Below are 23,394 nucleotides of genomic sequence, written 5' to 3' on the forward strand. Positions count from 1 at the left end.
CGAGTGACGGTCAGCCCAGGATCGCGTGCAGCACGACGTAGACCACCGCTGCCACCGCGGCCGCTGCCGGGATCGTCAGGATCCAGGCGGCGCCGATGCTCTTGGCCACACCCCAGCGCACCGCCGACAGCCGCTTGGTCGCGCCCACACCCATGATCGCCGAGGTGATCGTGTGCGTGGTCGAGACCGGCGCGTGCAGCCAGTAGGCGTTCAGGTACAGGACCACGGCCGACACCGACTCGGCGACGAAGCCGCGCGCCGGGTCCAGCTCGATGATCTTGCGACCGAGGGTCCGCATGATCCGCCAGCCACCCGAATAGGTGCCCAAGGAGATCGCGGTGGCCGCCGCCAGCTTGACCCACAGCGGGATCGAGTCGCCGTCGTGGAAGCCACCGGCCACCAGCGCCAGCACGATCACACCCATGGTCTTCTGCGCGTCCTGCAGACCGTGCCCCAGTGCCATCGCCGCTGCGGACGCGGTCTGCGCGAGCCGGAACCGACGCTGCGCCGGAGCCGGGGACGCCCGGCGCACCAGCCACAGCACACCGACCATGACCCCGAACGCGGCGGCGAAGCCGAGCAGCGGGGAGATGACCATCGGCAGGACGACCTTGTCCAGGATCGCCGACCAGTGCACGGTGATCCCGGAGGCGACACCGACCCCGGCCAGGCCGCCGATCAGCGCGTGCGTCGAGGACGACGGCAGACCGAGCCACCAGGTGATCAGGTTCCAGGTGATCGCACCGACCAGTGCGGACAGCACGATCACCAGACCGGAGTGGGGTGCGACGTCGTCGATGCTGACGATGTCGTGGGCGATGGTGGTCGCGACATGGGTGCCCAGCAGCGCACCCAGCAGGTTGAACACCGCCGCCATCAGCAGCGCCGCCCGCGGGGTCAGTGCCCGGGTGGACACCGAGGTCGCGATGGCGTTCGCCGCGTCGTGGAAGCCGTTGGTGTAGTCGAAGCCGAGCGCGAACGCGACGACCACGACGACGAGCGCGATCTCCACGGGAGCTCAGGACTCCTTGAGCGCGATGGTCTCGACCATGTTCGCGACCTTCTCGAAGGCGTCGGCCGCGTCCTCCAGCTTCTCGACGACCTCCTTGAGCTTCATCAGCAGGATCGGGTCGGCGATCTCGTCGAACATCTGGGCGAGCAGCTTGCGGTGCGACTTGTCCGCCTGGTTCTCCAGCCGGTTCACCTCGACCCAGTAGTCGCCGAGGGAGTCCATCGAACGCAGCTTCGGCATCGCCTCGGCGGTCAGCTCGGCGCAGCGCTGCAGCACCTGCACCTGGTCCGACACCCGCTTGGGCAGCTCGTTGAGCTTGTAGAGGACGATCAGGTCGGCCGCTTCCTCCATGAAGTCCATGCAGTCGTCGAGGGAGGAGGCCAGACCGTAGATGTCGTCCCGGTCGAACGGGGTGACGAAGGTCTGGTTCAACCGACGCATGATCGAGTGGGTCGCCTCATCGGCGAGGTGCTCGACCTCGTTGATCTGCTTGGCGATCGCCTTGCGGGCCTGGCGGTCGGCACCGAGCAGCTCGGCGAGCAGATTCGCGCCGGTCACGAGGTGGGCCGCGGAGGCAGCGAGGAGGTCGAAGAACGAGGTGTCGCGCGGGGTGAGGCGCAGGCGCACGGGAGACTCCCGATCGGAGGGCTCTAGGTCAGGCTCAGGCTAGGGCAGCCAACGGGTGAACATACAACCCCGAAGCTGAACTCCAGGTGAACGCATGGCGACAGCCAGGCGTCCTGGGCGCGCAATGTGACGGAGGTCCCGTCCTCGCTGTGAGCTACATCGCTCCCCGACGGGCGGGTCCGGGGGAAGTCCTAGAGCCGTGCGGGAGAAGGAGGCGACGCCGGACCGGGAAGCGCCTCTCGGCGCGTGGCCGCTCGAAGCGGCTGAAATTGGAGCCCGGGGCTTACCGCGGCCCGACGTCTGACTCCATTTTACTCGCCGGGCCCGATCCGTCACCCAGGGTGCCCGCCTGGACAGGGTGCGATCGATCACGCCGGCGCCGGCCGTCCGGGCTACTCCAGCAGCCCCGACCGCCACAGCCCCGCCGAGTGCTCCAGCTCCTCCGCGGTCCTCAGCAGCCCGTCGGCACCCCGGGTCAACCGGTCCGCGGCCTCCGCGTCGGCGAAGTCCAGGTGATCGGCGTCGAAGGCGGCGCCGGTGGCCAAGACCCGGCAGAACGCTCCGCCCCGCTCCAACGCCACGGCCAGGTCACCGGTGTAGACCCCGGACAGCACCGCGTCCAGCACCGTGCGCAGCTCGTCCGGTCCCGGCGGGCTGACCACCCCGGCCACCGCGTGCGGCACCTCGGCGGCGACCAGACCCAGCCGGTACCGCTCGGCGAGGGTCTGCGGGTCACGACGCACCCACTCGCGCAGCACGTACAGCCGCCACAGCGTGCCCGGCAGGGTGGTCGCCGGGCAGTCCGCCCACAACGCCGCGAGGGTGTCCAGACCCTCGGACTCCACCAGATGCACCAGCCGGTCCAACAGCGCCGGGTCGTCCTCGGCCTCGGCCCGACCGCCGTGCACCAGTGCGACGGCCGTGGTGTGCGCCACGCGCGAGCGCAGCGCGGGGTCCAGGCCGCCGGGGATCTGATCGGCCTCCTGGGGGTCGAGCATGGCCGGGCGACGGAAACGGGGGCGGGGCTGGTCGTTGCTCATCGCCGTCGATTGTCCGCCCGGTCGACACGCCTGGCGAGCCCGCCCGACGGGCGACCGTCCCGTCCCGGCACTACCCTCCCGGAGGCGCGTTCCAGGTGCGGAACACGTCGACCTGGTCAAAGGTGGGTCTCGCCCTCGACCGGCGCCCAATGACGTGCACCGGCCGCGGGAGGCCCGCGTATCGGAAGGACGTCGTCATGGCTGGCAGTACACCGACGCAGGGCAGACACCCCGCGCACAACAAGGCGATCGGACTCGCCGTCGCCGCCGCGGTCGGCGGATTCCTGTTCGGCTTCGACAGCTCCGTGATCAACGGCGCCGTGGATGCCATCCAGGGGCAGTTCGACCTCGGCGCCACGCTGACCGGCTTCGCGGTCGCCGTCGCCCTGCTGGGCTGTGCCGTCGGCGCCTGGGCCGGTGGCCGGCTCGCCGACCACTGGGGCCGCACCAAGGTGATGGTGCTGGGCTCGGTGCTGTTCTTCGTCTCCTCGATCCTGTCCGCGATCGCGTTCAGCGTCTGGGACCTGATCATCTGGCGGATCCTGGCCGGTGTCGGCATCGGTATCGCCTCGGTGATCGCCCCCGCCTACATCGCCGAGATCGCCCCGGCCGCCCTGCGCGGTCGCCTCGGTTCGCTGCAGCAGCTCGCGATCACGCTCGGTATCTTCGCCGCGCTGCTCTCCGACCAGCTGCTGGCCGAGTCCGCCGGTGGCGCCTCCGAGGTGCTGTGGCTGGGCTGGGAGGCATGGCGGTGGATGTTCCTGGTCGCCGTGGTCCCGGCCGCGATCTACGGCATCCTGGCGTTGCGCATCCCGGAATCGCCGCGCTACCTGGTCGCCAAGGGCCGCCACGACGAGGCGGTGGCCGTCCTGGAGCGCGTGCTCGGTGCCGACGAGGACCCGCGCGAGCGGGTCGCCTCCATCGAGCGGTCGATCCAGAAGGACAAGGAGAACGCCCAGAAGGCCACGCTGCGTGGTCCGCGCTTCGGGCTGCTCCCGGTGGTGTGGACCGGCATCCTGCTGTCGGTCTTCCAGCAGTTCGTCGGGATCAACGTGATCTTCTACTACTCCACCACGCTGTGGCAGGCGGTGGGCTTCGACGAGAGCCAGTCGTTCCTGGTCTCCACCATCACCTCGGTGACCAACGTCGCGGTGACCTTCATCGCCATCGCCCTGATCGACAAGGTCGGCCGGCGGCCGATCCTGCTCACCGGTTCGGCCGGGATGACGATCTCCCTGGCGGTGATGGCCCTGGCCTTCACCCAGTCCTCCGGCTCCGGTGAGGACGTGTCCCTGCCCGGCGCCTGGGGCCCGATCGCCCTGGTCGCCGCGAACGCCTTCGTGGTCTTCTTCGGGGCCTCGTGGGGTCCGCTGGTGTGGGTCCTGCTCGGGGAGATGTTCCCGAACCGGATCCGCGCCGCCGCCCTGGGTGTGGCGGCCGCCGCGCAGTGGATCGCGAACTTCCTGATCACGGTCACGTTCCCGCCGCTGCTCGACCAGTTCGGCGCGACCGGCCCGTACCTGATGTACGCGATCTTCGCCGGGCTGTCCTTCGTCTTCGTGCTCGGCAAGGTGCCGGAGACCAAGGGCGTCGAGCTGGAGGACATGGAAGACCTCCCCCCGGCCCGCCGGCGCTGACCCCTGGCTCCGCTCGACCCGCGAGGTCGGCACTGCGGCCCGATGCCACGGCGAGTCCGCCGGTGCGTCGGGGCGCGAGTGCCGACCTCGCGGCGTGCCTGGGTGTGGAACGCTGAGGGCCGCCCGGTCGTTCGACCCGGCGACGAAAGGATGACTGTGTCGCACTCCAGCGTGGTTGCCCAGGAGGTGTGGGCCGGATACGGCGGCGCCTCGGTCCTGACCGGCGTCGACCTGAGCATCTCCCCCGGGGAGACGGTCGGGCTGATCGGTCGCTCCGGTGCCGGGAAGTCGACCCTGGTGCAGGTGCTGCTGGGCCTGAACAAGCCGACGCACGGCCGCGCCACCTACGGCGGACGCCCGGTGTCACGGCTCTCCCGCAAGGAGAAGAAGGCGTTCCGGGCCACGGTCCGGGTGGTGCACCAGGAAGGGCTGTCCGGTGCCGACCCGCGGACCACCGTGGAGCGGCTGCTGCTGAACACCCTGAACGACGCGCGCAAGGCGGGTCTGGCGACCGGCCAGGAGCCGACCGACGTCCTGGCCACGGTCGGGATGGAGCCCCGCTTCCTCTCCCGCACCCTGTCCTCGCTGTCCGGCGGCGAGCGGCAGCGGGTGGTGCTGGCGAACGCCCTGGCGACCCGGCCGGAGATCCTGATCCTGGACGAACCCGCCACCGCGCTGGACCCGGGGCTGCGGGACACCGTGACCGACCGGATCGCCGAGCTGACCGCCGCCGGGGTCGGGCTCCTGGTGGTGTCGCACGACCTGCGGATGGTGGACCGGCTGACCTCGGTGACCCATGTGCTCGCCGAGGGGAAGATCGTCGAGAGCGGCCCGGTGCGTCAGCTGATGTCGCACCCGCAGCACGAGGAGACCCGCGCACTGGCCGAGGCGCTGCCGGAGGCCATCGGCGGCCTGCGCTAGGCGGATCCGGCCGACCACGGGGACCGCGGTCGGCCGACCGTCAGCCGGTGACCGGCGGGGTCGACTCCCGGAGCACGACCTCGCCGTCCAGGACGACGGTGCGACCTGCCTCCCCGGCCAGCGCCAGGGTCACCGCCTCGGTGCCCGCCTCGTACAGCGGCAGGCGGACGCTGGTCAGGCTCGGCGTCACGTCGACGGCGCCCGGCAGATCGTCGAAGCCCGCCAGCGCGACGTCGTCCGGCACCGAGAGCCCGGCCGCCCGCAACGCCGCCAGGGCCCCGAAGGCCAGCTGGTCGGTCACCGCGAACACCAGCGGGCGCCCGGGTGCCCCGGTCAGGAGCCCGGAGTCGATCAGCTCCGCCATCGCCGTCTGCCCGGCCTCGCGGCTCACCTCCGGCAGGTGCGGGGCCGCGAGCACCTCGCCGCCCAGCATCGTCACCGCCTCGGAGAACCCGGCCAGCCGCTCGGCACCACGGCCCGGCCGGTCCGGACCGCCCAGCACCACGTACCGGCGGTAGCCCAGCGCGTGCATCTCCATGCCGAGCCGCAAGGCCGTGCGCCGGTCGGCGACGTCCACCCCACTGGTGCCCGGCATCATCGACCCGATCAGCGCCACCGAGCCGCCCGCGACCAGATACGACTCGATCGCGTGCATCGCCGCCAGATCCGCGTCCACCCGCCCGGTCGCTCCCCCGACCATCACCATGGCGCGCACCCGCTGCCGCGCCAGCGCCTCGATGACGCTCGCCTCTCGGCCCGGCACCTCCCGGGTGCTGGCCAGCGTGACGCTCAGGCCCGCCTGGTCGGCGGCGGCACTCACCCCGGAGGTGATCGCGCCGAGCAGCGGGTCGGACACGTCCGGGACCACCAGTCCGATGGCGCTCGTGCGCCCCCGCGCCATCGCCTGGGCCACCCCGTCGGGTGCGTACCGCAGCTTCTCTGCCGCCGCCCGGACCCGACGGGCCAGTTCTGGACCCACCGTCCGAGTAGCGCTGCCGTTCAGCGCACGGGAAGCGGTCGCCAGTGAGACACCGGCTTCCTGCGCCACATCGCTCAGGGTCACGGGGCGGGCCATTCTGAGACGGTAGGCGGTTTCCCGCGCGAGAGACAGCCGAACTCGGGGTGTCAGCACCCGGATGAGTCGCCAGTCACATCGGTAGCAGCCGCCCGCAGCGGACAGGACAGAGGCCCGGCACACCGTCGTGTACCGGGCCTCTGGTCGTGCGCTGGTGCCTCAGGCGGGCATCAGACCGGTGCCACCGTCACCCGAGGAGGCGATCGGCGGGGCCGGCGGCACGTCGGTGCCGGAGGCCGGGTTGCTGCTCGAGCTCGCGCCCACCGCGACCGGCTCCTTGGCCCGCGGGCCACGGTCCTCACCGCGGAAGGTGAACTCGCCGAGCAGGCCCTCGCCCTCGGCGTCCACGACCACCTGCTGACCGGAGTGCAGCTCGCCGAACAGGATCTTCTCGGACAGGACGTCCTCGATCTCCCGCTGCAGGGCGCGACGCAACGGCCGGGCGCCGAGCACCGGGTCGTAGCCCTTCTCGCTCAGCAGGGTCTTGGCGGCCTCGGTGAGCTCGATACCCATGTCCTTGTCGCGCAGACGGGCGTCCAGCTTCGCGACCATCAGGTCCACGATCTGGAAGATCTCCGGCTGCGAGAGCTGCGGGAAGACCACCACATCGTCGACGCGGTTCAGGAACTCCGGGCGGAAGTGGGTCTTCAGCTCGTCGTTCACCTTCGCCTTCATCCGCTCGTAGGAGGTCGACAGGTCGCCACCGGCCTGGAAACCGGTCTGCACGCCCTTGGCGATGTCCCGGGTACCCAGGTTCGTGGTCATGATGATCACGGTGTTCTTGAAGTCGACCACCCGGCCCTGGGAGTCGGTCAGGCGACCGTCCTCCAGGATCTGCAGCAGCGAGTTGAAGATGTCCGGGTGCGCCTTCTCGACCTCGTCGAACAGGACCACCGAGAACGGCCGACGACGGACCTTCTCCGTCAGCTGGCCACCCTCGTCGTAGCCCACGTATCCGGGCGGGGAACCGAACAGCCGCGACACGGTGTGCTTCTCGGAGAACTCCGACATGTCGAGCTGGATCAGCGCCTCCTCGTCCCCGAACAGGAACTCGGCGAGCGCCTTGGCCAGCTCGGTCTTCCCGACACCGGTGGGGCCGGCGAAGATGAACGAACCACCCGGCCGCTTCGGGTCCTTCAGACCCGCACGAGTCCGGCGGATCGCCTGCGACAGCGCCTTGATCGCGGCGTTCTGCCCGACCACGCGCTTGTGCAGCTCGTCCTCCATCTTGAGCAGACGGCTGGACTCCTCCTCGGTCAGCTTGAACACCGGGATACCGGTGGCCAGCGCCAGGACCTCGGCGATCAGCTCCTCGTCGACCTCAGCCACGGCGTCCAGGTCACCGGACTTCCAGGCCTTCTCCTTCTCCTGGCGCTTGAGGCCGAGCTGCTTCTCCTCGTCGCGCAGGCGAGCTGCCTTCTCGAAGTCCTGCTCGTCGATCGCCGACTCCTTGTCCCGACGGGTCTCGGCGATCTGCTCGTCCAGCTCGCGCAGCTCCGGCGGCGCGGTCATCCGGCGGATCCGCAGACGGGCGCCCGCCTCGTCCACCAAGTCGATCGCCTTGTCCGGCAGGAACCGGTCGTTGACGTAGCGGTCGGCCAGGGTGGCGGCCGCGACCAGGGCACCGTCGGTGATGGACACCCGGTGGTGCGCCTCGTAGCGGTCACGCAGACCCTTGAGGATCTCGATCGCGTGCGCCAGCGACGGCTCGGCGACCTGGATCGGCTGGAACCGGCGCTCCAGGGCGGCGTCCTTCTCGATGTACTTGCGGTACTCGTCGAGGGTGGTCGCCCCGATGGTCTGCAGCTCACCGCGGGCCAGCATCGGCTTGAGGATGCTGGCGGCGTCGATCGCGCCCTCGGCGGCACCCGCACCCACCAGGGTGTGGATCTCGTCGATGAACAGGATGATGTCGCCGCGGGTGCGGATCTCCTTGAGCACCTTCTTCAGGCGCTCCTCGAAGTCACCGCGGTACCGGGACCCGGCCACCAGGGCGCCCAGGTCCAGCGTGTACAGCTGCTTGTCCTTCAGCGTCTCCGGCACGTCGCCGCGCACGATGTCCTGGGCCAGGCCCTCGACCACCGCGGTCTTGCCCACGCCGGGCTCACCGATCAGCACCGGGTTGTTCTTGGTGCGGCGGGACAGCACCTGCATGACCCGCTCGATCTCCTTCTCGCGCCCGATCACCGGGTCGAGCTTGCCCTCGCGGGCCGCCTGGGTCAGGTTGCGACCGAACTGGTCCAGCACCGCGGAACCGGAGGGCTGACCCTCCTGCGGGCCGCCGGCCGAGACCGGCTCCTTGCCCTGGTAACCGGACAGCAGCTGGATGACCTGCTGGCGCACCCGGTTCAGGTCGGCGCCGAGCTTGGTCAGCACCTGGGCGGCGACACCCTCACCCTCGCGGATCAGGCCGAGCAGGATGTGCTCGGTGCCGATGTAGTTGTGGCCGAGCTGAAGGGCCTCGCGCAGCGACAGCTCCAGCACCTTCTTGGCGCGCGGGGTGAACGGGATGTGCCCGCTCGGCGCCTGCTGGCCCTCGCCGATGATCTCCTGCACCTGCGCCCGGACGGCGTCCAGCGAGATGTTCAGGGACTCCAGCGCCTTGGCTGCGACGCCCTCCCCCTCGTGGATCAGGCCCAGGAGGATGTGCTCGGTCCCGATGTAGTTGTGGTTGAGCATCCGCGCCTCTTCCTGGGCGAGGACGACCACCCGACGGGCACGGTCGGTGAATCTCTCGAACATGTGCACTCCTCACGAGCGGCGTCCCCGCTATGTCGGACAGGTGCCCGGACACGGCGGGGGCTGGCGTTGTTCGATGCTAACGGCGGGGGTGGCCCGAGGCGTCCCGTGTTCGCCGCTGGCGTGATGAACCCCGCCTCACTCCGCGTCGAGGTCCCGCGCCAGCATCGCCACCAGCTCGTCCAGCACCGCGTCCGCCCCCTCGGCCTCCGAGCTCAGCTCGACCGTCTCACCGTGCTGCACCCCCAGGCCCATCACCATCAGCAGGCTGGCGGCGTCCACCGGGGTGCCGCCTTGCTTGGCGATCGTGACCGGGACCGCGTGCGCCTGGACCGCCCGGGCGAACAGCGAGGCGGGACGGGCATGCAGCCCCACGGCGGAGGCAACGGTGACCTGACGGGTCGGCACGATGGTGGTCCTTCCGGGTTGTCGACACTGACTGGTCGGAGTCTGCCCGATCCGACACGCCGCCGCCCGGAACGACCTTGCCGCACCGTGATCGGTCACCGGGACCAAGGTCCCCGCGTGTCCCCCATGTTGTGCCGCCAGTCTTACCCGGCCACAACATCTAGTAGTAGGGATCACCGCCATGCTCTCCGACCGCCTCGGCACCGACACACTCATGGTGCGGAAGCGCGACGGTCGCACCCTGCCGTACGACAGCACCCGGATCGCCGCGGCGCTGCGCAAGGCCTTCGTCGAGGTCTACGGCGAGGTCTCTCCGCTGCACGAGCTGATGCTGACCGACCTGGTCGAGCAGGCGCACGCGGAACTCGCCGCCCGGTTCAGCGGCGAGGTGAAGATCTACGAGATCCAGAACGTCGTCGAGCACATCCTGTTGGAGTCGCACGAGTACGCGGTGGCCCAGGCGTACATCGACTACCGGGTGCAGCGGGACGTGGCCCGCAGCCGGGCGCTGGACGTCAATCACTCGGTGGGCCAGTTGATCGGCAAGGACCAGTCGGTCGTCAACGAGAACGCCAACAAGGACAGCGACGTCTTCAACACCCAGCGCGATCTGACCGCGGGGGCGGTGGGCAAGGCGATCGGGCTGCGGATGCTCCCGGACCACGTCGCCAACGCCCACGCGAAGGGCGACATCCACTATCACGACCTGGATTACCACCCCTATGCGCCGATGACGAACTGCTGTCTGATCGACTTCCGGACGATGCTGGCGGAGGGCTTCCGGATCGGGAACGCGCAGGTCGACCCGCCGCGGTCGATCCAGACCGCGACCGCGCAGATCTCGCAGATCATCGCGAACGTCTCCTCCAGCCAGTACGGCGGCTGCTCGGTGAACCGGATCGACGAGCTGCTGGCCCCCTACGCCGAGCGGAACTTCGCCAAGCACCTGGCGGACGCCGAGCGCTGGATCGACGGCGAGGAGCGCCGCGAGGAGTACGCCCGGGAGAAGACCAGCAAGGACATCTACGACGCGATGCAGTCGCTGGAGTACGAGATCAACACCCTGTTCACCTCGAACGGGCAGACACCGTTCACGTCGGTGGGCTTCGGGCTGGGCACCGGGTGGTTCGAACGGGAGATCCAGCGGGCGATCCTGGACATCCGCATCCTGGGTCTGGGCAAGGAGCGCCGGACCGCGATCTTCCCGAAGCTGATCTTCACCCTGCGCCGTGGCACCAATCTGGACGTCGAGGACCCGAACTACGACATCAAGCAGCTCGCGGTGGAATGCGCCACCAAGCGGATGTACCCGGACATCCTCAGCTACGACAAGATCGTCGAGATCACCGGGTCGTTCAAGGTGCCGATGGGCTGCCGGTCGTTCCTGCAGGGGTGGACGAACGCCGCGGGCGAGGACGTGGTCGAGGGCCGGATGAACCTGGGCGTGGTCACGTTGAACATCCCCCGGATCGCGCTGGAGACCCGCGGTGACCGGGACGCGTTCTGGACGCTGCTGGAGCAGCGGCTGGAGACGGTGCACGACGCGCTGCTGTACCGGGTCGAGCGGTGCACGGAGGCGGTGCCGGAGAACGCACCGATCCTGTACGTGCACGGCGCCTTCGGTGAGCGGCTCTCCCCCGGCGACGACGTGGACACCCTGTTCCGGGACGGTCGGGCGACGGTGTCGCTCGGCTACATCGGGCTTTACGAGGCGGCGGCGGCGTTCTTCGGCGGGGCGTGGGAGTCCGACCCGGAGGCCAAGGAGTTCACGCTGGACATCCTGCGGACGCTGCACCGGCACGCGAAGGACTGGACCGCGCGGCACGGCTACCAGTTCAGCGTGTACTCCACGCCGTCGGAGTCGCTGACCGACCGGTTCTGCCGGCTGGACACCAAGAAGTTCGGGTCGGTGCCGGACATCACCGATAAGGACTACTACACCAACTCCTTCCACTACGACGTGCGCAAGTCGCCCACCCCGTTCGAGAAGCTCGACTTCGAGGCCGACTACCCGCAGTACGCCTCCGGCGGGTTCATCCACTACTGCGAGTACCCGGTGCTGCAGCAGAACCCGAAGGCGCTGGAAGCCGTGTGGGACTACGCCTACGACCGGGTCGGCTACCTGGGCACGAACACCCCGATCGACCACTGCCTGGCCTGCGACTTCTCCGGCGACTTCACCCCGACCGAGCGTGGATTCGCCTGCCCGTCCTGCGGCAACACCGACCCGCGCACCTGTGACGTGGTCAAGCGCACCTGCGGCTACCTCGGCAACCCGCAACAGCGTCCGATGGTGCACGGCCGGCACGTGGAGATCTCCTCCCGGGTGAAGCACATGACCGGCAGCACCGGGTCGGTCCCCGCCGAGGCATGACCCGCGACCCGCGCCCCGACTGGACCGCCGACCGGCTCAGTCAGTGCCGAGTGGCCGACTACAAGCCCTTCGTGATGGTCGACGGCGAGGGGGTGCGCTGCTCGCTGTACGTGAGCGGCTGCCCCTTCGCCTGCGACGGCTGTTTCAACCGGGCCGCGTGGAGCTTCCGTTACGGCACGCCCTACGACGACGACCTCGCCGACCGGATCGCCGCCGACCTCCGCCACCCGGCGGTCCAGGGCCTGTCCCTGCTCGGTGGCGAGCCCTTCCTCAACACCCAGGTCTGCCTGGACGTGGTGCAGCGACTGCGTGCCGAGCACGGCCACCGCAAGGACGTGTGGTGCTGGACCGGGTACACCCTGGAGGAACTGCTCGCCGACGACGCCGACAAGCGTGCGTTGCTGGCCGAGATCGACGTGCTGGTGGACGGGCGGTTCGAGTTGGCGCAGAGGGACCTGACCCTGGCGTTCCGGGGCAGCCGGAACCAGCGGGTGCTGGACGTGCCCGCGTCGTTGGCGGCCGGACGGGCGGTGGAGTGGCGCGGCGCCCTGCGGACGGCCGGTGCGGCGGAACAGGTGGATCGCCGGATGCTGATCTGAGCCCGGCGTCCACTCAGCCGGGTGCAGCCGGGTTCGACCGCGTTCACCCAGAGCGGGCGGAACCCGCACCCACCCCCGCGCGTTGACCGCGCATGACCCACCCCGCCCCCGACGGACCGCACAGCGCCGACGGCCTGGCCGCCGAGCTGGCCGCCGCCGAGCGCTCCCCGGTGCTGCGCCGGATGCACGCCCTGCGCGAGCGACTGCACCGGCGGCGCAGCACCCGGATCGTCTACCGGGCACTGGTGACCACGGTCGGGGTGAGCATCGTGGCGACCGGCGTGGTGCTGCTGGTGCTGCCCGGCCCGGGGTGGTTGCTGATCTTCCTGGGGCTCGGGGTGCTGGGCACCGAGTTCCCGTCGATCCGGCGGCGCACCGACCGGTTCAAGGCGTGGGTGCTGCGGCTGTGGCACCGGTGGCGGGACCGGCGCGGGTCACCCGGCCAGCAGCGCTGATCCGTCCACGGTGCGCAGCACCCGGTCCAGCTGTTCCGGGGTGCCGGTGAGCTGCCGGGCCTCGACGCAGCCGCCCCGGGCGATCGCGGTGCGCAGATCACCGACGACCGGGCGCACCTCGATTCGCCCGCCCCACCGGGTGCGCGCGGTCACCGCGTCGAGCAGCCCGGTGCGGAAGGCGCGGTTGCGGGCGGCGTGTCCGGCCAGCAGCAGGGTGCCCGGGTCGACCAGACGGCAGAACGCGGCGGCCGCCTGACCGAGGTGCCGTCCGGCGGCGAGCTGCACCCGGGGGTCGTCGGGGCTACGACGGGCGACGGCGAGCACCTCGTCCAGGCTTCGGCGGCAGGCGATCCCGAGCGCGAACTCCTGGCTGGGCAGCACCAGGGAACCGACCGACCCGGCCAGTCCGCCGGCCCCGGAGACCACGCGACCGTCCAGCAGGGTCGCGGCCCGGACGGTGCACTCCACGTCCAGGCAGAGCACGGTGCCGGACACGGCCTCCGCCACCAGGGCCAGCTCGGCCCAGGGCCGGACGTGGACCGCCGCGTGCAGATCGTGCGCCAGGGCGTCGGGGTCCAGGTCGTCGATCCCGGAGTCGGCGAGCAGGACGGTCAGCACCGGCGCACCGGGCAGGAAGGTCTCCGCCGCCCGGGCCAGCCCGCGCGCCAGCAGGTCGGGCTGCACGCTGCACCGGCCGCGCACCCGCCCGGCCAGATCGGCCAGCGTCAGCCGCGCGCGGTCCCCGTCGAGCTGCACCACCGCGAGCGCCCCGGCCCCGGCGTTCAGCTGGAACCGGTCGCTGGGCCGACCCGTGGCGGCCGGGTCCTTGCCGGCGTTCGCGATCAGGTGGTGCCGACTGAGCAGGTCGAGGTGCTTGGTGACGGTGTTCCGGGCCCGGCCGGTGCGCTGCTGCAGATCGGCGCGGGTGTGCGGCCGACCGTCCCAGAACACCGCAAGGGTCTCGGTGGCGTCGGCGTAGAAGGGTGTCATCGGGCGTGTGCTGACCTTCCACTCGTGGTGGCCGGTTCGCACGCCCGTGGGCGAGTCGGCTGCTTGCCTGCAGCAGTCAAGACCCGTCACGACCTGCGGGAACGGGACCTAGGGCCCCGGAACGCACCGCACCCCCCGACCCGACGGGCCGAGGGGTGCGCGAACGTGCGGCTCAGGCGGCGACGGCCACCGGTGCCGGGGTCACGGTCGGCTGCTTGCGCAGGCTCTTCAGCAGCACCACCACGGCGGCGGAGACCGCGGTGCCGATCGCGACGGCGGCGATGAAACCACCGAAGTTGGAGATCAGCGGCAGCACCCAGATGCCCCCGTGCGGTGCCTGCAGCCCGGAGCCGAAGGCCATCACCAGGCCACCGGTGATGCTGGACCCGACCATCGAGGAGACGATCACCCGCCACGGGTCGGCGGCGGCAAACGGGATCGCACCCTCGGAGATGAAGCTCAGGCCGAGCAGCACCGCCGCCTTGCCGTTCTCCTGTTCCGCCTCGGTGAACAGCTGCTTGCGGACGAAGGTCGCCACCGCCAGGGCCAGCGGCGCCACCATGCCGGCGGCCATCACCGCGGCCATGATCCGGTACTGCACGGCGTCGGCGCCCAGACCGGTGGTGGCCAGGCCGGTCACCGCGAAGGTGTACGCCACCTTGTTCACCGGGCCACCGAGGTCGAAGCCCATCATCGCGCCGAGCAGCACCCCCATCAGGATCAGGTTCGACCCGGACAGACCGTTCAGCCAGGAGGTCAGCCCGTCCATCAGCGCGGCGATCGGGCGACCGATCAGCACGAACATCAGGAAGCCGGTGATCAGCGACGACAGCAGCGGGGTGACCACCACCGGCATCACACCGCGCACGCCCTTGGGTACCCGCCAGTTGCTGATCCACAGCGCGAGGAATCCGGCGACGAAGCCGGTGACCAGGCCACCGAGGAAGCCGGCGCCGATGGCGACCGAGATCGACCCGCCGACGAATCCGGGCACCAGACCCGGGCGGTTCGCGATGCCGTAGGCGATGAAGCCGGACAGCACCGGCACCAGGAACGCGAAGGCGGCGGAGCCGGTCTGGAACAGCAGGGCCGCCCAGTCCTGGCCGGAGGCGACCGAGAAGTTCTGGATCAGGTCCTGCACGGTGACCTTGGTGACCTCGACCGCGCCGGTCTCACCCCAGGCGGCCTGGGCCACCATGAAGCCGAGCGCGATCAGGATCCCGCCCGCGGCGACGAACGGGATCATGTAGCTGACCCCGGTCATCAGCCACTGCCGGATCCGCGCGCCGACCGAGGCGTTCGGGTCGACCTTCGTGGTCGGGGTGGCGGGCGCGGCGGCCGGGGCAGCTGCGTCGGCGACCGGGCCGGACTCGACGGCGGCGATGGCCTGGTTCAGCACGCCGGTGGCGTCGTGGACGGCCTTCTTGACGCCGACGTCGACGGTCGGCTTGCCCGCGAACCGGTCCCGGTTCTGGACCTCCAGGTCGGCGGCGAAGATCACGCCGTCGGCGGCGGCGATCACCGCGGGGTCGAGGGGCGTCGAACCGGCGGCACCCTGGGTCTCCACGACGACCTCGTGCCCGGCTGCCTTACCCGCCTGCTCGAGGGCCTCCGCGGCCATGTAGGTGTGCGCGATCCCGGTCGGGCACGAGGTGACGGCGACGAACTTCACGACGGGACGACCTCTCGGGTGATGATGTCGGCCACGGTGGCGGCATCGGGGGCGTCGAGCAGGGACTCACGGAACGAGGCGTGCACCAGGCGACGGGCCAGTGCGGCCAGGATCTGCAGGTGGTCGGCGTCGCCACCGGCCGGGGCGGCGATCAGGAAGACCAGCCGGGCCGGGCCGTCCTCGGCGCCCCAGTCCACGCCGTCGCGCAGCTTGCCGATGGCCAGGCTGGGCGCGGTGACGTGCTCGGAGCGGGCGTGCGGCAGGCCGACACCGCCGGGCATGCCGGTGGGCATCTGGGCCTCACGGGCGCGGACGTCGGCACCGAAGCCCTCGGGGTCGGTGACCCGCCCGGCGGCGTGCAGCACGGCGATCAGCTGGGCGGTCGCGTCCTCGCGGTCGCCGGCGACCAGGTCGGTGAGGACCAGGTCCGGGGTGGTGAGCGGCTGGCTCATGTCACAGCTCCTTGAGGGTGGTGGAGGCATCGGGGTCGACCACGACGGCGACCTCGGCGGGGTGGATGTCGGCGGGGCCGGGCACCGCACTGCCCGGCAGGAGGACCGCGGCGCGGCCCCAGGCGACGGACCGGATCAACCGGACCGCGGGATCGGGATCGTCGGCGGCCAGGAAGCCGGCCAGCGTGCAGTCGCCGGCGCCGACGGTGGACAGCGGGACCAGCGCGGGGCCGCCCGCCCACCAGCTGCGGTCGGCGTGCACCAGCAGCGCGCCGTGGCTGCCGAGCGAGACCAGCACCGCGCCGATGCCGTCGGCGATCAGCTGCCGGGCCGCCCTCTGGACGTCACCGACCGTGGTCAGCTCGGCGCCGACCAGCTCGGCGAGCTCCTCGTCGTTCGGCTTCACCAGCGCCAGCCCGCCGTGGGCGACGGCGGCGGCGAGCGGGGCGCCAGAGCTGTCCAGGACGACCGGCACCCCCGCACGCACGCCGATCTCGATCGCCCGGGCGATCAGCTCCGGCGCCTGCCCGGTGGGCAGCGATCCGGCGATCACCAGGGCGCGGGCGTCCGGCAGCAGCTCGGCTTCGACCGCCGCGAGCAGCGCGTCGACCTCGGCGGCGGACAGGGCCACCCCCGGGCTGTTCACCTTGGTGGTCCGGCCGGTCGACTCGGCGAGGGTCAGGTTCGACCGGGTGTCTCCGGCGACCCGCACCGGGTGGGCCGCCACGCCCTGCGCCGCCAGCAGGTCGACGATCCGCATCCCGTCCGGGCCGCCCACCGGCAGCACGGCGCGCGAGTCGACCCGGTGCGCGGCGAGCGCGCGGGTGACGTTCAGTCCCTTGCCGCCGGGGTGCAGGTGCTCGGCGGTGGCCCGGTTCACCTCGCCCGGGTCGAGCCGGGGCAGGTCCAGCGCACGGTCCAGGCTGGGGTTCGGGGTCAGGGTGACGATCATGCCCGCACCACCCGGGTACCGGCGGACTCGATCTCCTCGGCCAGCTCCGGCGACACCCCGGAATCGGTGACCAGCGCGTCGATCGCCGACAGCGGCGCGACGTGGGCGAAGTCCTCGCGGCCGAGCTTGGTGTGGTCGGCCAGCACCACGGTGCGTCGACCGGCGGCGACCAGGGCGGCCTTCACCGCCGCCTCCGCCAGGTCGGGGGTGGTCAGGCCGTGTTCGACGCTCAGGCCGTTGGTGCCGAGGAAGGTGACGTCCACCCGGATCTCGGCCAACTCGCGCAGCGCCCAGCTGCCCACCGCCGCCAGCGTGCGGCCGCGGACGGTGCCGCCCACCAGGTGCAGTGTGATGTGGGAACGTGTGGCCAACACCGTGGCCACCGGCAGTGCGTGGGTGACCACGGTCAGCTCACGGTCGGTCGGCAGCAGCTCGGCGAGGCGCACCGTGGTCGTCCCGGCGTCCAGCAGCACCGAACCGCCGTCCGGCAACTCGTCCAGAGCGGCCTTGGCGATCCGCTCCTTCTCCGCCGACAGCAGGCCCTCGCGCTGGGCCAGGCCCGGCTCGAATCCGAGGCGTTCGACCGGGATCGCGCCGCCGTGCACCCGGCGCACCAGGCCGTGCCGTTCCAGCACCGTCAGATCGCGGCGGACGGTCTCGGTGGTGACATCGAGGTCAGCAGCCAGCGAGGTGACATCCACCCGACCGTCCCGCCGGGCCACGGCGAGGATCTGTTGCTGGCGCTCCGTTGCGTACACGTCGACTCCATCGTGAGGTGCTGCCGGTCCGTCCCGACCGGACGAGTGTGCGGCGCACGCTCACGCGAAGTCAACCCAAAACAACAAACTCGGGGGTGAAGCCACATCGCGGCTCAGCGGATGCCCGCCGCCCGCGCCCAGGCGACCGCCTCCGCCCGGCTCGACGCGCCGATCTTGCGGTAGATCGAGCGCACCTGGGTCTTGACCGTGTTGCGGCTGACGAACAGGCGGCGGGCGATGTCCTCCAACGTGACGCCCTCACCCATCTCGGCCAGCACGATCCGCTCCCGGACGCTCAGCGGGTCGCCGTACACCGCGGTGCGGCGCTCGGTCTCGGCATCAAGGGTGGTGCTCATCGGGTTCCTCCATCTGGGTGCGGGGTGCGATCGCGGCGTCGTGCCACGTCAGAGGTTCGGACCACCCCGTGCGGTGGATGGGTGCGTCACCCGAACGGCGCACCACGGGGGTCATGGCAGTGCCCCCATCCCGCCTGGCGTCCGCGCCGCGGCGGACGCACCATCGATCCCATGCCCACGACTGTGAACGCGTACGCCGCCACCGCACCCGACCAGCCCCTGGTCCGCACCACCATCGAACGCCGCGACGTCGGCCCCCGCGACATCCGGATCGACATCAAGTTCGCCGGGATCTGCCACTCCGACATCCACACCGCCCGCGGCGAGTGGGGCCAGGTGCCCTACCCACTGGTCGTTGGCCACGAGATCGCCGGGATCGTCGCCGAGGTCGGCTCGGAGGTCACCCGCTTCGCCGTGGGCGACCGGGTCGGCGTCGGCTGCATGGTCAACTCCTGCGGCGAGTGCGAGCAGTGCCGCCAGGGCCAGGAGCAGTACTGCCTGCACGGCAACACCCAGACCTACGCCGGGAAGGACCGCGACGGGTCGATCACCCAGGGCGGCTACTCCCAGCAGGTCGTCGTCACCGAGGACTTCGTGCTGCGCATCCCGGACGGCATCGACCTGGACGTCGCCGCGCCGCTGCTCTGCGCGGGCGTGACCACCTACTCCCCGCTGCGGCACTGGAACGCCGGCCCCGGCACCCGGGTCGCCGTCATCGGCATGGGCGGACTCGGCCACATGGCCGTCAAGCACGCCCACGCCCTCGGCGCCGAGGTCACCGTGCTCTCCCAGTCGCTCAAGAAGCAGGAGGACGGCCTGCGCCTCGGCGCCGACCACTACTACGCCACCAGCGACCCCGACACCTTCGAGCAGCTGCGCGGGTCCTTCGACCTGATCGTCAACACCGTCAGCGCCGAGCTCGACCTCACCGCCTACCTCTCCCTGCTCGCCGTCGACGGCACCCTGGTCAACGTCGGCGCCCCGCCGCAGCCGCTGCCGGTACGGGTGTTCTCCCTGATCGGCGCCCGGCGCTCCTTCGCCGGATCGGCCATCGGCTCCATCGCCGAGACCCAGGAGATGCTCGACTTCTGCGCCGAGCACGGGTACGGCGCCGAGATCGAGGTGATCTCCGCCGACCAGGTCAACGAGGCGTGGGAGCGGGTGCTCGCCTCGGACGTGCGGTACCGGTTCGTGATCGACGTCGCGACGCTGGACTGAGTGGACTACGGCGGCCCGGTGCCCCTGCGCGGGGTGCCGGGCCGCTCCCTGCTGTCACCCGGCAACGACGCCAGCAGCACCTTCGCCGTAGACCACGATCCCGTCCCACGTTTCGTAGACCTGGGCGATCAGCTCGCCGTCGGCGATCACCGCGACCTCGACGGGATGATCGAACAAGGAGTCCAGGAAGGTGCGCATCGACTGAGGCTCGAGATCGGGAAACACGAGCCAGCCATGCGCACGCCCCCGGGCCGCCGCGGCCCAGGTGAGCTGCTGCGTGCGATCGGCCATCACGTCCTGGACGAGGACCCGGTCCGCCCCCTGTTCGAGCGCCCAGCTGACCGTGGACCGCCAGGTGAGGCGCAATCGGGCGTCCCGCTGGTCATCGGAGAGGCCGAGCCATTCCGATGACATGCCCGATTCCGTCAGCGGCGGAAGCATCTGGTCGTCGATCACCCGTGGTGCGCCGAGGTCGGGGTGCAGCAGGAAGCCACCGCCGCGCGGCTCCGGAACCGGGGGCACCGTGCCGCGACGCCACCACCGGCACCGATGACGCCACGCCCGGCCGCTGTCCCGCCGGGCACCCGCGGCCCACTCGGTGTCGTCCATCGCGCAGGACGGTACTCGCCGGGAAGCTCTGCGCCGATCGATCTGTTCTCACTGGACCCGACCGAGAGGCATCCCATGTCCACCGACACCTGGTCCGACCCCCGCGAACACACCGAGGTCGTCGTCATGCTCCCCACCGGCCGCCTCGCCGGTCGCACCTTCGCGTCCATCGCGGAGGCCGAGGCGTGGGCGCAACCGGGTGAGCAGGTGCTGGAGATGAACGACGTCTGCGGCTGCGACCGCTGAGTGGACCACCACGACCCGGCACCCCTGAGTAGGGGCGTCGGTCCAGTTCAGGCCTGAGTGGCCCACTCAATTCGGCGCGGATGCTACTCATCAGAGTTCCCTGCGCCGTTGACCAGCCTTAACGTCCCTGCTGCCGAGAGGAAGCAGGGACGCAGTGGCGAGGTTGACCGTGGATGTGGACGCCCTGGCCGGGCTGGCCGAGGGCATCCGGGACGTCCAGACCGACCTGACCCGGGCACCCGAGACCGGTTGCGCCCGACTCGGACAACCAGCGCTGGACCAGGCACTGACCCGGATGCAGGACCGATGGACGGTCGCCGACCGTCGCACGGCAGATGACGTGGGCGAACTGGCCGATCGCCTCGACCTGGCAGCGCGGGCCTACCGGGCAGCCGACGATCACCTCGCCCGGCAGGTACCCCGGTGAGCGACCTGGCCACCTGCGACGACCCCCGGGTGCTCATCGACGGTGACGCGGAGACCGCCCGCGACCTCGCGGACCAGGAACGCCGACGAGCGGCGATCCTCGATCACGCCTGCGCCGCCCTGCTCTCGATCGACCCGACCCGGATCTGGCAAGGCAACGCGGGCGACCGGCTCACCACCACCACCCGCACCATCGCCCGACGCCTCGACACCGCAGCGACCGCACACCACCGAGCGGCCTGCGTCCTGGACGGCTACGCCGACGACGTGTCCACCGCCCGCCGCCGAGCAGCCACGGCGGTCGACCTGTGGCAGGACGGTCAGCGGATGAGCCGGGCGGTGCGCGATGCCGCACTGCCCCCCACGTTCGACCCCGGCGAGGTTCTGCGGGAGGAGGCCGTCACCGCCCTGGCAGCCGCCCGCCGGTACGACACCGAGTCAGTTGAGCAGGCCGCCGCGACCATCCGCGCCATCGCCGACGAGGCACCCGACGACGGCGGCTTCTGGAATGGCGTGGGTGGAACCTGGTCGGACTTCTGGCACGGGGCGGGCGATGTCGGTGCCGCCCTTGGTAACGGGGTGATGTCCTTCGGCAACGCCCTCACCCAGCACCCCGACCTGCTGCTCGAGATCATCGGCGGCCTCGGCATGATGGGCGTCGGTGGCGGGATCGAGGTCGGCGGCGTCCTGCTCGACGCCACCGGGATCGGGGCGGTGCTCGGCGTCCCGGCCAATGTCGCCGGGGCCGGGATGGTCGCGGCGGGCGGCGGGCTGGCGATCCAGGGCACCGCCCGCGCCGGGTTGGCGGCGATGGGCGACAGCGCCGTCCAACCGTTCCAGGGACCGAGCCGCGGCGGTGGCAATGGCTACCGTAGCCCGGACGCGGTACCCGAGGACTTCCCGCACCACGTCATCGGATACAAGGACCACGCGCTCGACCGTATGACCGACCGCTCGGTCGCGAGACAACGGATCGAGGAACTCGTCGACAGCCCGCCCAGACGACCCATCTGGCAGCCGGAGAACGGGACGTGGAGGTTCAGGTCTGACGATTTGACCGTCGTCGTCAACGAGTTCGGTGAAGTCGTCACCGCCTACTGAGAGGCAGCCGTTATGAGCCCACTCTTCGACGAGTTACCCCCCGAATCTCTGGCGGACCTCTATGAAGCACTCGATCGCTACGAACCGAAGATCCTCGACATCATCCGGTCTGGCGGCGAACTCACTGCAGCCGAGCGCACGCGCGTGGACGACGCGATCATCGACGCGAGCGTCTCGGCAATGGGACCCGACTTCGAACCGACGCCGAAGTCCGAGCGATTGGGCGACCTGGTCTATGCGTCGCGCGACCTTGTTCCCCTCCGCAACGACGAACTCCCGCCCAGCACCTGGAAGAAGGGCGACCCGCTCGTCGGTGATCCCTACGGCGACGGCGGTGCGGCCAACGGCTACGGCCCACGCCCCGACCTGGTGACCCCCGAGACCGCGCCGTCCGCCGACGAGCGACCGGACGCCCAGCCCGACGCCGCCGCACCAGGCGCCGACGACTGACCATCCCGACACCCCCGCTGACACCCGCCCGGAGTACCCTCCTCCCGGCAGGGGCATCGGCGCGAGGACGGGAGGTCGCCCGCGATGGCTGGTTCCCAGACCGCCCTGCGTGAGGCCAATCGTGCGACCGTCGTGGACACGATCCGGCGGTACGGCGGCCTGACCCAGGTGGAGTTGGCGTCGGCGACCGGGTTGTCGGCGGCGACGGTCTCGAACATCGTGCGCGAGTTGCAGGGCGCGGGTGAGGTCGAGGTCAAGGCGACGGTCTACAACGGCCGTCGGGCGGCGCTGGTGACGATGGTGCACCGGACCGGGATCGCGGCGGGCATCCACATCGGGACCCGGCACATGGCGATCTCTTTGGCGGACACCGCGCAGCAGACGTTGGTGGAGCAGTCGTTGCCGTTGCCGCACGAGCATCGCGCGGACACGAGTCTGGACCGGGCGGCGCTGTTGATCGTGGAGTTGCTGGAGCGGGTGGGTTCGTCGCTGGACGAGCTGCTGGGCATCGGGATCGGGGTGCCGGCGCCGGTGGATGCGGCGACCGGGACGGTGTCGGTGCCGGGGATCCTGCGCGGGTGGGACGACGCACCGGTGGCGCAGGTGATGTCGAAGCGGCTGGGTGTGCCGGTGTTCGTGGACAACGACGCGAATCTGGGGGCGCTGGCGGAGAGCCGACTGGGTGCGGCGCGGCAGTTCCAGGACTCGGTGTACGTGCGGGTGTCGCACGGCACGGGTGCGGGGGTGTCGTTGGCGGGCCGGTTGCACCGGGGGTTCGCCGGGACCGCGGGCGAGATCGGGCACGTCCAGGTGGATGCGGGTGGGGTGGTCTGCCTGTGCGGCAGCCGCGGGTGCCTGAACACGGTGGCGGGTGCGCCGGCGCTGATCGAGGTGCTGCGGGCGAGCCGGGGGTCGTTGACGCTGCGGGACATCGTGGCGTTGGCGAATGACGGCGACCCGGGGTGTCGGCAGGTGGTGGCGGATGCCGGGGCGACCATCGGCGCGGTGGTGGCCGGGCTGGCGATCGCGGTGAACCCGCAGTGTGTGGTGGTCGGTGGGGAGCTGGCCGAGACCGGTGAGCTGCTGATCGGTCCGATGCGGGAGGCGATCCGGCGTCGGGTGCCGCTGAACCATCTGGCGCCGTTGGAGGTGGTCGGGGCCGAGCTGGGCTCCCGGGCCGAGGTCGCGGGCGCGGTGCTGCTCGCTCTGGAGGACACCAGCGCGATGACGCGCTGGACGGTGCGACCGGACGGAGACTGACGTCGTGGCACTCAGTG

The 23,394-nt window shown here is 71.0% G+C and carries 24 protein-coding genes; 11 read left to right on the top strand and 13 right to left on the bottom strand.

Annotation, left to right across the window (positions count from 1 at the left end; genetic code table 11):
- Nucleotides 1-10: 10 nt before the first annotated feature.
- The 3 genes from HGK68_RS14455 to HGK68_RS14465 form a co-directional block, all read right to left on the bottom strand.
- Entirely contained in the window at nt 11-1,012 is a 1,002-nt protein-coding gene (locus HGK68_RS14455) for an inorganic phosphate transporter (protein ID WP_169166592.1), read from the bottom strand.
- A gap of 6 nt (nt 1,013-1,018) precedes the next feature.
- Nucleotides 1,019-1,639 (bottom strand): DUF47 domain-containing protein, encoded by a 621-nt coding sequence (locus HGK68_RS14460; protein ID WP_169166593.1) that lies wholly within the window; start codon nt 1,637-1,639, stop codon nt 1,019-1,021.
- Between the two features lie 392 nt (nt 1,640-2,031).
- A complete protein-coding gene (locus tag HGK68_RS14465; RefSeq protein WP_169167150.1) occupies nt 2,032-2,637 on the bottom strand; it encodes a hypothetical protein in 606 nt (201 codons plus the stop codon).
- Nucleotides 2,638-2,876: 239 nt separating this feature from the next.
- On the opposite strand from HGK68_RS14465, the gene HGK68_RS14470 reads away from it, so the two are divergent.
- The gene (locus HGK68_RS14470; protein ID WP_169166594.1) at nt 2,877-4,316 is read left to right on the top strand and encodes a sugar porter family MFS transporter; all 1,440 of its coding nucleotides are present in this window, start codon (nt 2,877-2,879) and stop codon (nt 4,314-4,316) included.
- 156 nt (nt 4,317-4,472) lie between these two features.
- Entirely contained in the window at nt 4,473-5,237 is a 765-nt protein-coding gene (locus HGK68_RS14475; protein WP_425483653.1) for an ABC transporter ATP-binding protein, read from the top strand.
- Between the two features lie 40 nt (nt 5,238-5,277).
- Here the strand turns inward: HGK68_RS14475 and HGK68_RS14480 are convergent, their stop codons facing one another.
- From HGK68_RS14480 to HGK68_RS14490, 3 genes are all read right to left on the bottom strand, one after another.
- Complete coding sequence (locus tag HGK68_RS14480; RefSeq protein ID WP_169166596.1) at nt 5,278-6,312, bottom strand: LacI family DNA-binding transcriptional regulator; 1,035 nt, start codon at nt 6,310-6,312, stop codon at nt 5,278-5,280.
- 159 nt (nt 6,313-6,471) lie between these two features.
- Complete coding sequence (locus tag HGK68_RS14485; RefSeq protein WP_169166597.1) at nt 6,472-9,054, bottom strand: ATP-dependent Clp protease ATP-binding subunit; 2,583 nt, start codon at nt 9,052-9,054, stop codon at nt 6,472-6,474.
- Between the two features lie 135 nt (nt 9,055-9,189).
- Nucleotides 9,190-9,459 carry an HPr family phosphocarrier protein gene (locus HGK68_RS14490; RefSeq protein WP_169166598.1) on the bottom strand — a complete coding sequence of 90 codons (270 nt, stop codon included), beginning with the start codon at nt 9,457-9,459 and terminating at the stop codon, nt 9,190-9,192.
- Between the two features lie 181 nt (nt 9,460-9,640).
- Between HGK68_RS14490 and nrdD the strand changes: the two genes are divergently transcribed.
- The 3 genes from nrdD (at nt 9,641) to HGK68_RS14505 (ending at nt 12,887) form a co-directional block, all read left to right on the top strand.
- Nucleotides 9,641-11,833, top strand: coding sequence for an anaerobic ribonucleoside-triphosphate reductase (gene nrdD, locus HGK68_RS14495; RefSeq protein WP_169166599.1), 2,193 nt, complete (start codon nt 9,641-9,643; stop codon nt 11,831-11,833).
- Complete coding sequence (nrdG, locus tag HGK68_RS14500; RefSeq protein ID WP_169166600.1) at nt 11,830-12,432, top strand: anaerobic ribonucleoside-triphosphate reductase activating protein; 603 nt, start codon at nt 11,830-11,832, stop codon at nt 12,430-12,432. The genes nrdD and nrdG overlap by 4 nt, the downstream gene beginning before the upstream one ends.
- A 92-nt stretch (nt 12,433-12,524) precedes the next feature.
- Nucleotides 12,525-12,887, top strand: a complete 363-nt coding sequence (locus tag HGK68_RS14505; RefSeq protein ID WP_246260413.1) for a PGPGW domain-containing protein — start codon at nt 12,525-12,527, stop codon at nt 12,885-12,887.
- Here the strand turns inward: HGK68_RS14505 and HGK68_RS14510 are convergent.
- The 6 genes from HGK68_RS14510 to HGK68_RS14535 all read right to left on the bottom strand — a co-directional run bounded on the left by HGK68_RS14510 (nt 12,867) and on the right by HGK68_RS14535 (nt 18,067).
- A complete protein-coding gene (locus HGK68_RS14510) occupies nt 12,867-13,877 on the bottom strand; it encodes a hypothetical protein (protein ID WP_169166601.1) in 1,011 nt (336 codons plus the stop codon). The genes HGK68_RS14505 and HGK68_RS14510 overlap by 21 nt on opposite strands.
- Nucleotides 13,878-14,049: 172 nt before the next feature.
- A complete protein-coding gene (locus HGK68_RS14515; RefSeq protein WP_169166602.1) occupies nt 14,050-15,549 on the bottom strand; it encodes a PTS fructose transporter subunit IIC in 1,500 nt (499 codons plus the stop codon).
- Nucleotides 15,546-16,001 carry a PTS sugar transporter subunit IIA gene (locus HGK68_RS14520; RefSeq protein ID WP_169166603.1) on the bottom strand — a complete coding sequence of 152 codons (456 nt, stop codon included), beginning with the start codon at nt 15,999-16,001 and terminating at the stop codon, nt 15,546-15,548. The genes HGK68_RS14515 and HGK68_RS14520 overlap by 4 nt, the downstream gene beginning before the upstream one ends.
- A 1-nt stretch (nt 16,002) precedes the next feature.
- Nucleotides 16,003-16,953: a 1-phosphofructokinase family hexose kinase gene (locus tag HGK68_RS14525; protein ID WP_169166604.1), complete on the bottom strand. Its 951-nt coding sequence runs from the start codon at nt 16,951-16,953 to the stop codon at nt 16,003-16,005.
- The gene (locus tag HGK68_RS14530; RefSeq protein ID WP_169166605.1) at nt 16,950-17,711 is read right to left on the bottom strand and encodes a DeoR/GlpR family DNA-binding transcription regulator; all 762 of its coding nucleotides are present in this window, start codon (nt 17,709-17,711) and stop codon (nt 16,950-16,952) included. Before HGK68_RS14530 ends, HGK68_RS14525 begins: the two co-directional genes overlap by 4 nt.
- 113 nt (nt 17,712-17,824) lie before the next feature.
- Nucleotides 17,825-18,067, bottom strand: a complete 243-nt coding sequence (locus tag HGK68_RS14535; protein ID WP_169166606.1) for a helix-turn-helix domain-containing protein — start codon at nt 18,065-18,067, stop codon at nt 17,825-17,827.
- 171 nt (nt 18,068-18,238) lie between these two features.
- Between HGK68_RS14535 and HGK68_RS14540 the strand changes: the two genes are divergently transcribed.
- On the top strand, nt 18,239-19,285 hold the full coding sequence (locus HGK68_RS14540) for an NAD(P)-dependent alcohol dehydrogenase (protein ID WP_169166607.1): 1,047 nt from the start codon (nt 18,239-18,241) through the stop codon (nt 19,283-19,285).
- 54 nt (nt 19,286-19,339) lie between these two features.
- Here the strand turns inward: HGK68_RS14540 and HGK68_RS14545 are convergent, their stop codons facing one another.
- Nucleotides 19,340-19,894: a hypothetical protein gene (locus HGK68_RS14545; protein WP_169166608.1), complete on the bottom strand. Its 555-nt coding sequence runs from the start codon at nt 19,892-19,894 to the stop codon at nt 19,340-19,342.
- Nucleotides 19,895-19,969: 75 nt separating this feature from the next.
- Here HGK68_RS14545 and HGK68_RS14550 point away from each other — a divergent pair, with 75 nt between their 5' ends.
- The 5 genes from HGK68_RS14550 (at nt 19,970) to HGK68_RS14570 (ending at nt 23,377) form a co-directional block, all read left to right on the top strand.
- Entirely contained in the window at nt 19,970-20,140 is a 171-nt protein-coding gene (locus HGK68_RS14550) for a hypothetical protein (RefSeq protein ID WP_169166609.1), read from the top strand.
- 154 nt (nt 20,141-20,294) lie between these two features.
- Nucleotides 20,295-20,567, top strand: coding sequence for a hypothetical protein (locus tag HGK68_RS14555; RefSeq protein WP_169166610.1), 273 nt, complete (start codon nt 20,295-20,297; stop codon nt 20,565-20,567).
- Nucleotides 20,564-21,667 (top strand): putative T7SS-secreted protein, encoded by a 1,104-nt coding sequence (locus HGK68_RS14560; protein ID WP_169166611.1) that lies wholly within the window; start codon nt 20,564-20,566, stop codon nt 21,665-21,667. The genes HGK68_RS14555 and HGK68_RS14560 overlap by 4 nt, the downstream gene beginning before the upstream one ends.
- 12 nt (nt 21,668-21,679) lie before the next feature.
- Nucleotides 21,680-22,117: a hypothetical protein gene (locus HGK68_RS14565; RefSeq protein WP_169166612.1), complete on the top strand. Its 438-nt coding sequence runs from the start codon at nt 21,680-21,682 to the stop codon at nt 22,115-22,117.
- An 84-nt stretch (nt 22,118-22,201) separates the two neighbouring features.
- Entirely contained in the window at nt 22,202-23,377 is a 1,176-nt protein-coding gene (locus tag HGK68_RS14570) for an ROK family transcriptional regulator (protein ID WP_169166613.1), read from the top strand.
- The last annotated feature ends 17 nt before the right edge of the window (nt 23,378-23,394 follow it).

The sequence above is a fragment of the Cellulomonas taurus genome (assembly GCF_012931845.1).
GTDB classification, from domain to species: domain Bacteria; phylum Actinomycetota; class Actinomycetes; order Actinomycetales; family Cellulomonadaceae; genus Cellulomonas; species Cellulomonas taurus.

Excerpts from the sequence above, each read along its gene's own strand:
- HGK68_RS14465 (WP_169167150.1), bottom strand. The coding sequence starts at position 2,637 with ATGCTCGACCCCCAGGAGGCCGATCAGATCCCCGGCGGCCTGGACCCC.
- HGK68_RS14470 (WP_169166594.1), top strand. The coding sequence starts at position 2,877 with ATGGCTGGCAGTACACCGACGCAGGGCAGACACCCCGCGCACAACAAG.
- HGK68_RS14480 (WP_169166596.1), bottom strand. The coding sequence starts at position 6,312 with ATGGCCCGCCCCGTGACCCTGAGCGATGTGGCGCAGGAAGCCGGTGTC.
- HGK68_RS14485 (WP_169166597.1), bottom strand. The coding sequence starts at position 9,054 with ATGTTCGAGAGATTCACCGACCGTGCCCGTCGGGTGGTCGTCCTCGCC.
- nrdD (WP_169166599.1), top strand. The coding sequence starts at position 9,641 with ATGCTCTCCGACCGCCTCGGCACCGACACACTCATGGTGCGGAAGCGC.
- nrdG (WP_169166600.1), top strand. The coding sequence starts at position 11,830 with ATGACCCGCGACCCGCGCCCCGACTGGACCGCCGACCGGCTCAGTCAG.
- HGK68_RS14505 (WP_246260413.1), top strand. The coding sequence starts at position 12,525 with ATGACCCACCCCGCCCCCGACGGACCGCACAGCGCCGACGGCCTGGCC.
- HGK68_RS14510 (WP_169166601.1), bottom strand. The coding sequence starts at position 13,877 with ATGACACCCTTCTACGCCGACGCCACCGAGACCCTTGCGGTGTTCTGG.
- HGK68_RS14520 (WP_169166603.1), bottom strand. The coding sequence starts at position 16,001 with ATGAGCCAGCCGCTCACCACCCCGGACCTGGTCCTCACCGACCTGGTC.
- HGK68_RS14525 (WP_169166604.1), bottom strand. The coding sequence starts at position 16,953 with ATGATCGTCACCCTGACCCCGAACCCCAGCCTGGACCGTGCGCTGGAC.
- HGK68_RS14535 (WP_169166606.1), bottom strand. The coding sequence starts at position 18,067 with ATGAGCACCACCCTTGATGCCGAGACCGAGCGCCGCACCGCGGTGTAC.
- HGK68_RS14540 (WP_169166607.1), top strand. The coding sequence starts at position 18,239 with ATGCCCACGACTGTGAACGCGTACGCCGCCACCGCACCCGACCAGCCC.
- HGK68_RS14545 (WP_169166608.1), bottom strand. The coding sequence starts at position 19,894 with ATGGACGACACCGAGTGGGCCGCGGGTGCCCGGCGGGACAGCGGCCGG.
- HGK68_RS14550 (WP_169166609.1), top strand. The coding sequence starts at position 19,970 with ATGTCCACCGACACCTGGTCCGACCCCCGCGAACACACCGAGGTCGTC.
- HGK68_RS14565 (WP_169166612.1), top strand. The coding sequence starts at position 21,680 with ATGAGCCCACTCTTCGACGAGTTACCCCCCGAATCTCTGGCGGACCTC.
- HGK68_RS14570 (WP_169166613.1), top strand. The coding sequence starts at position 22,202 with ATGGCTGGTTCCCAGACCGCCCTGCGTGAGGCCAATCGTGCGACCGTC.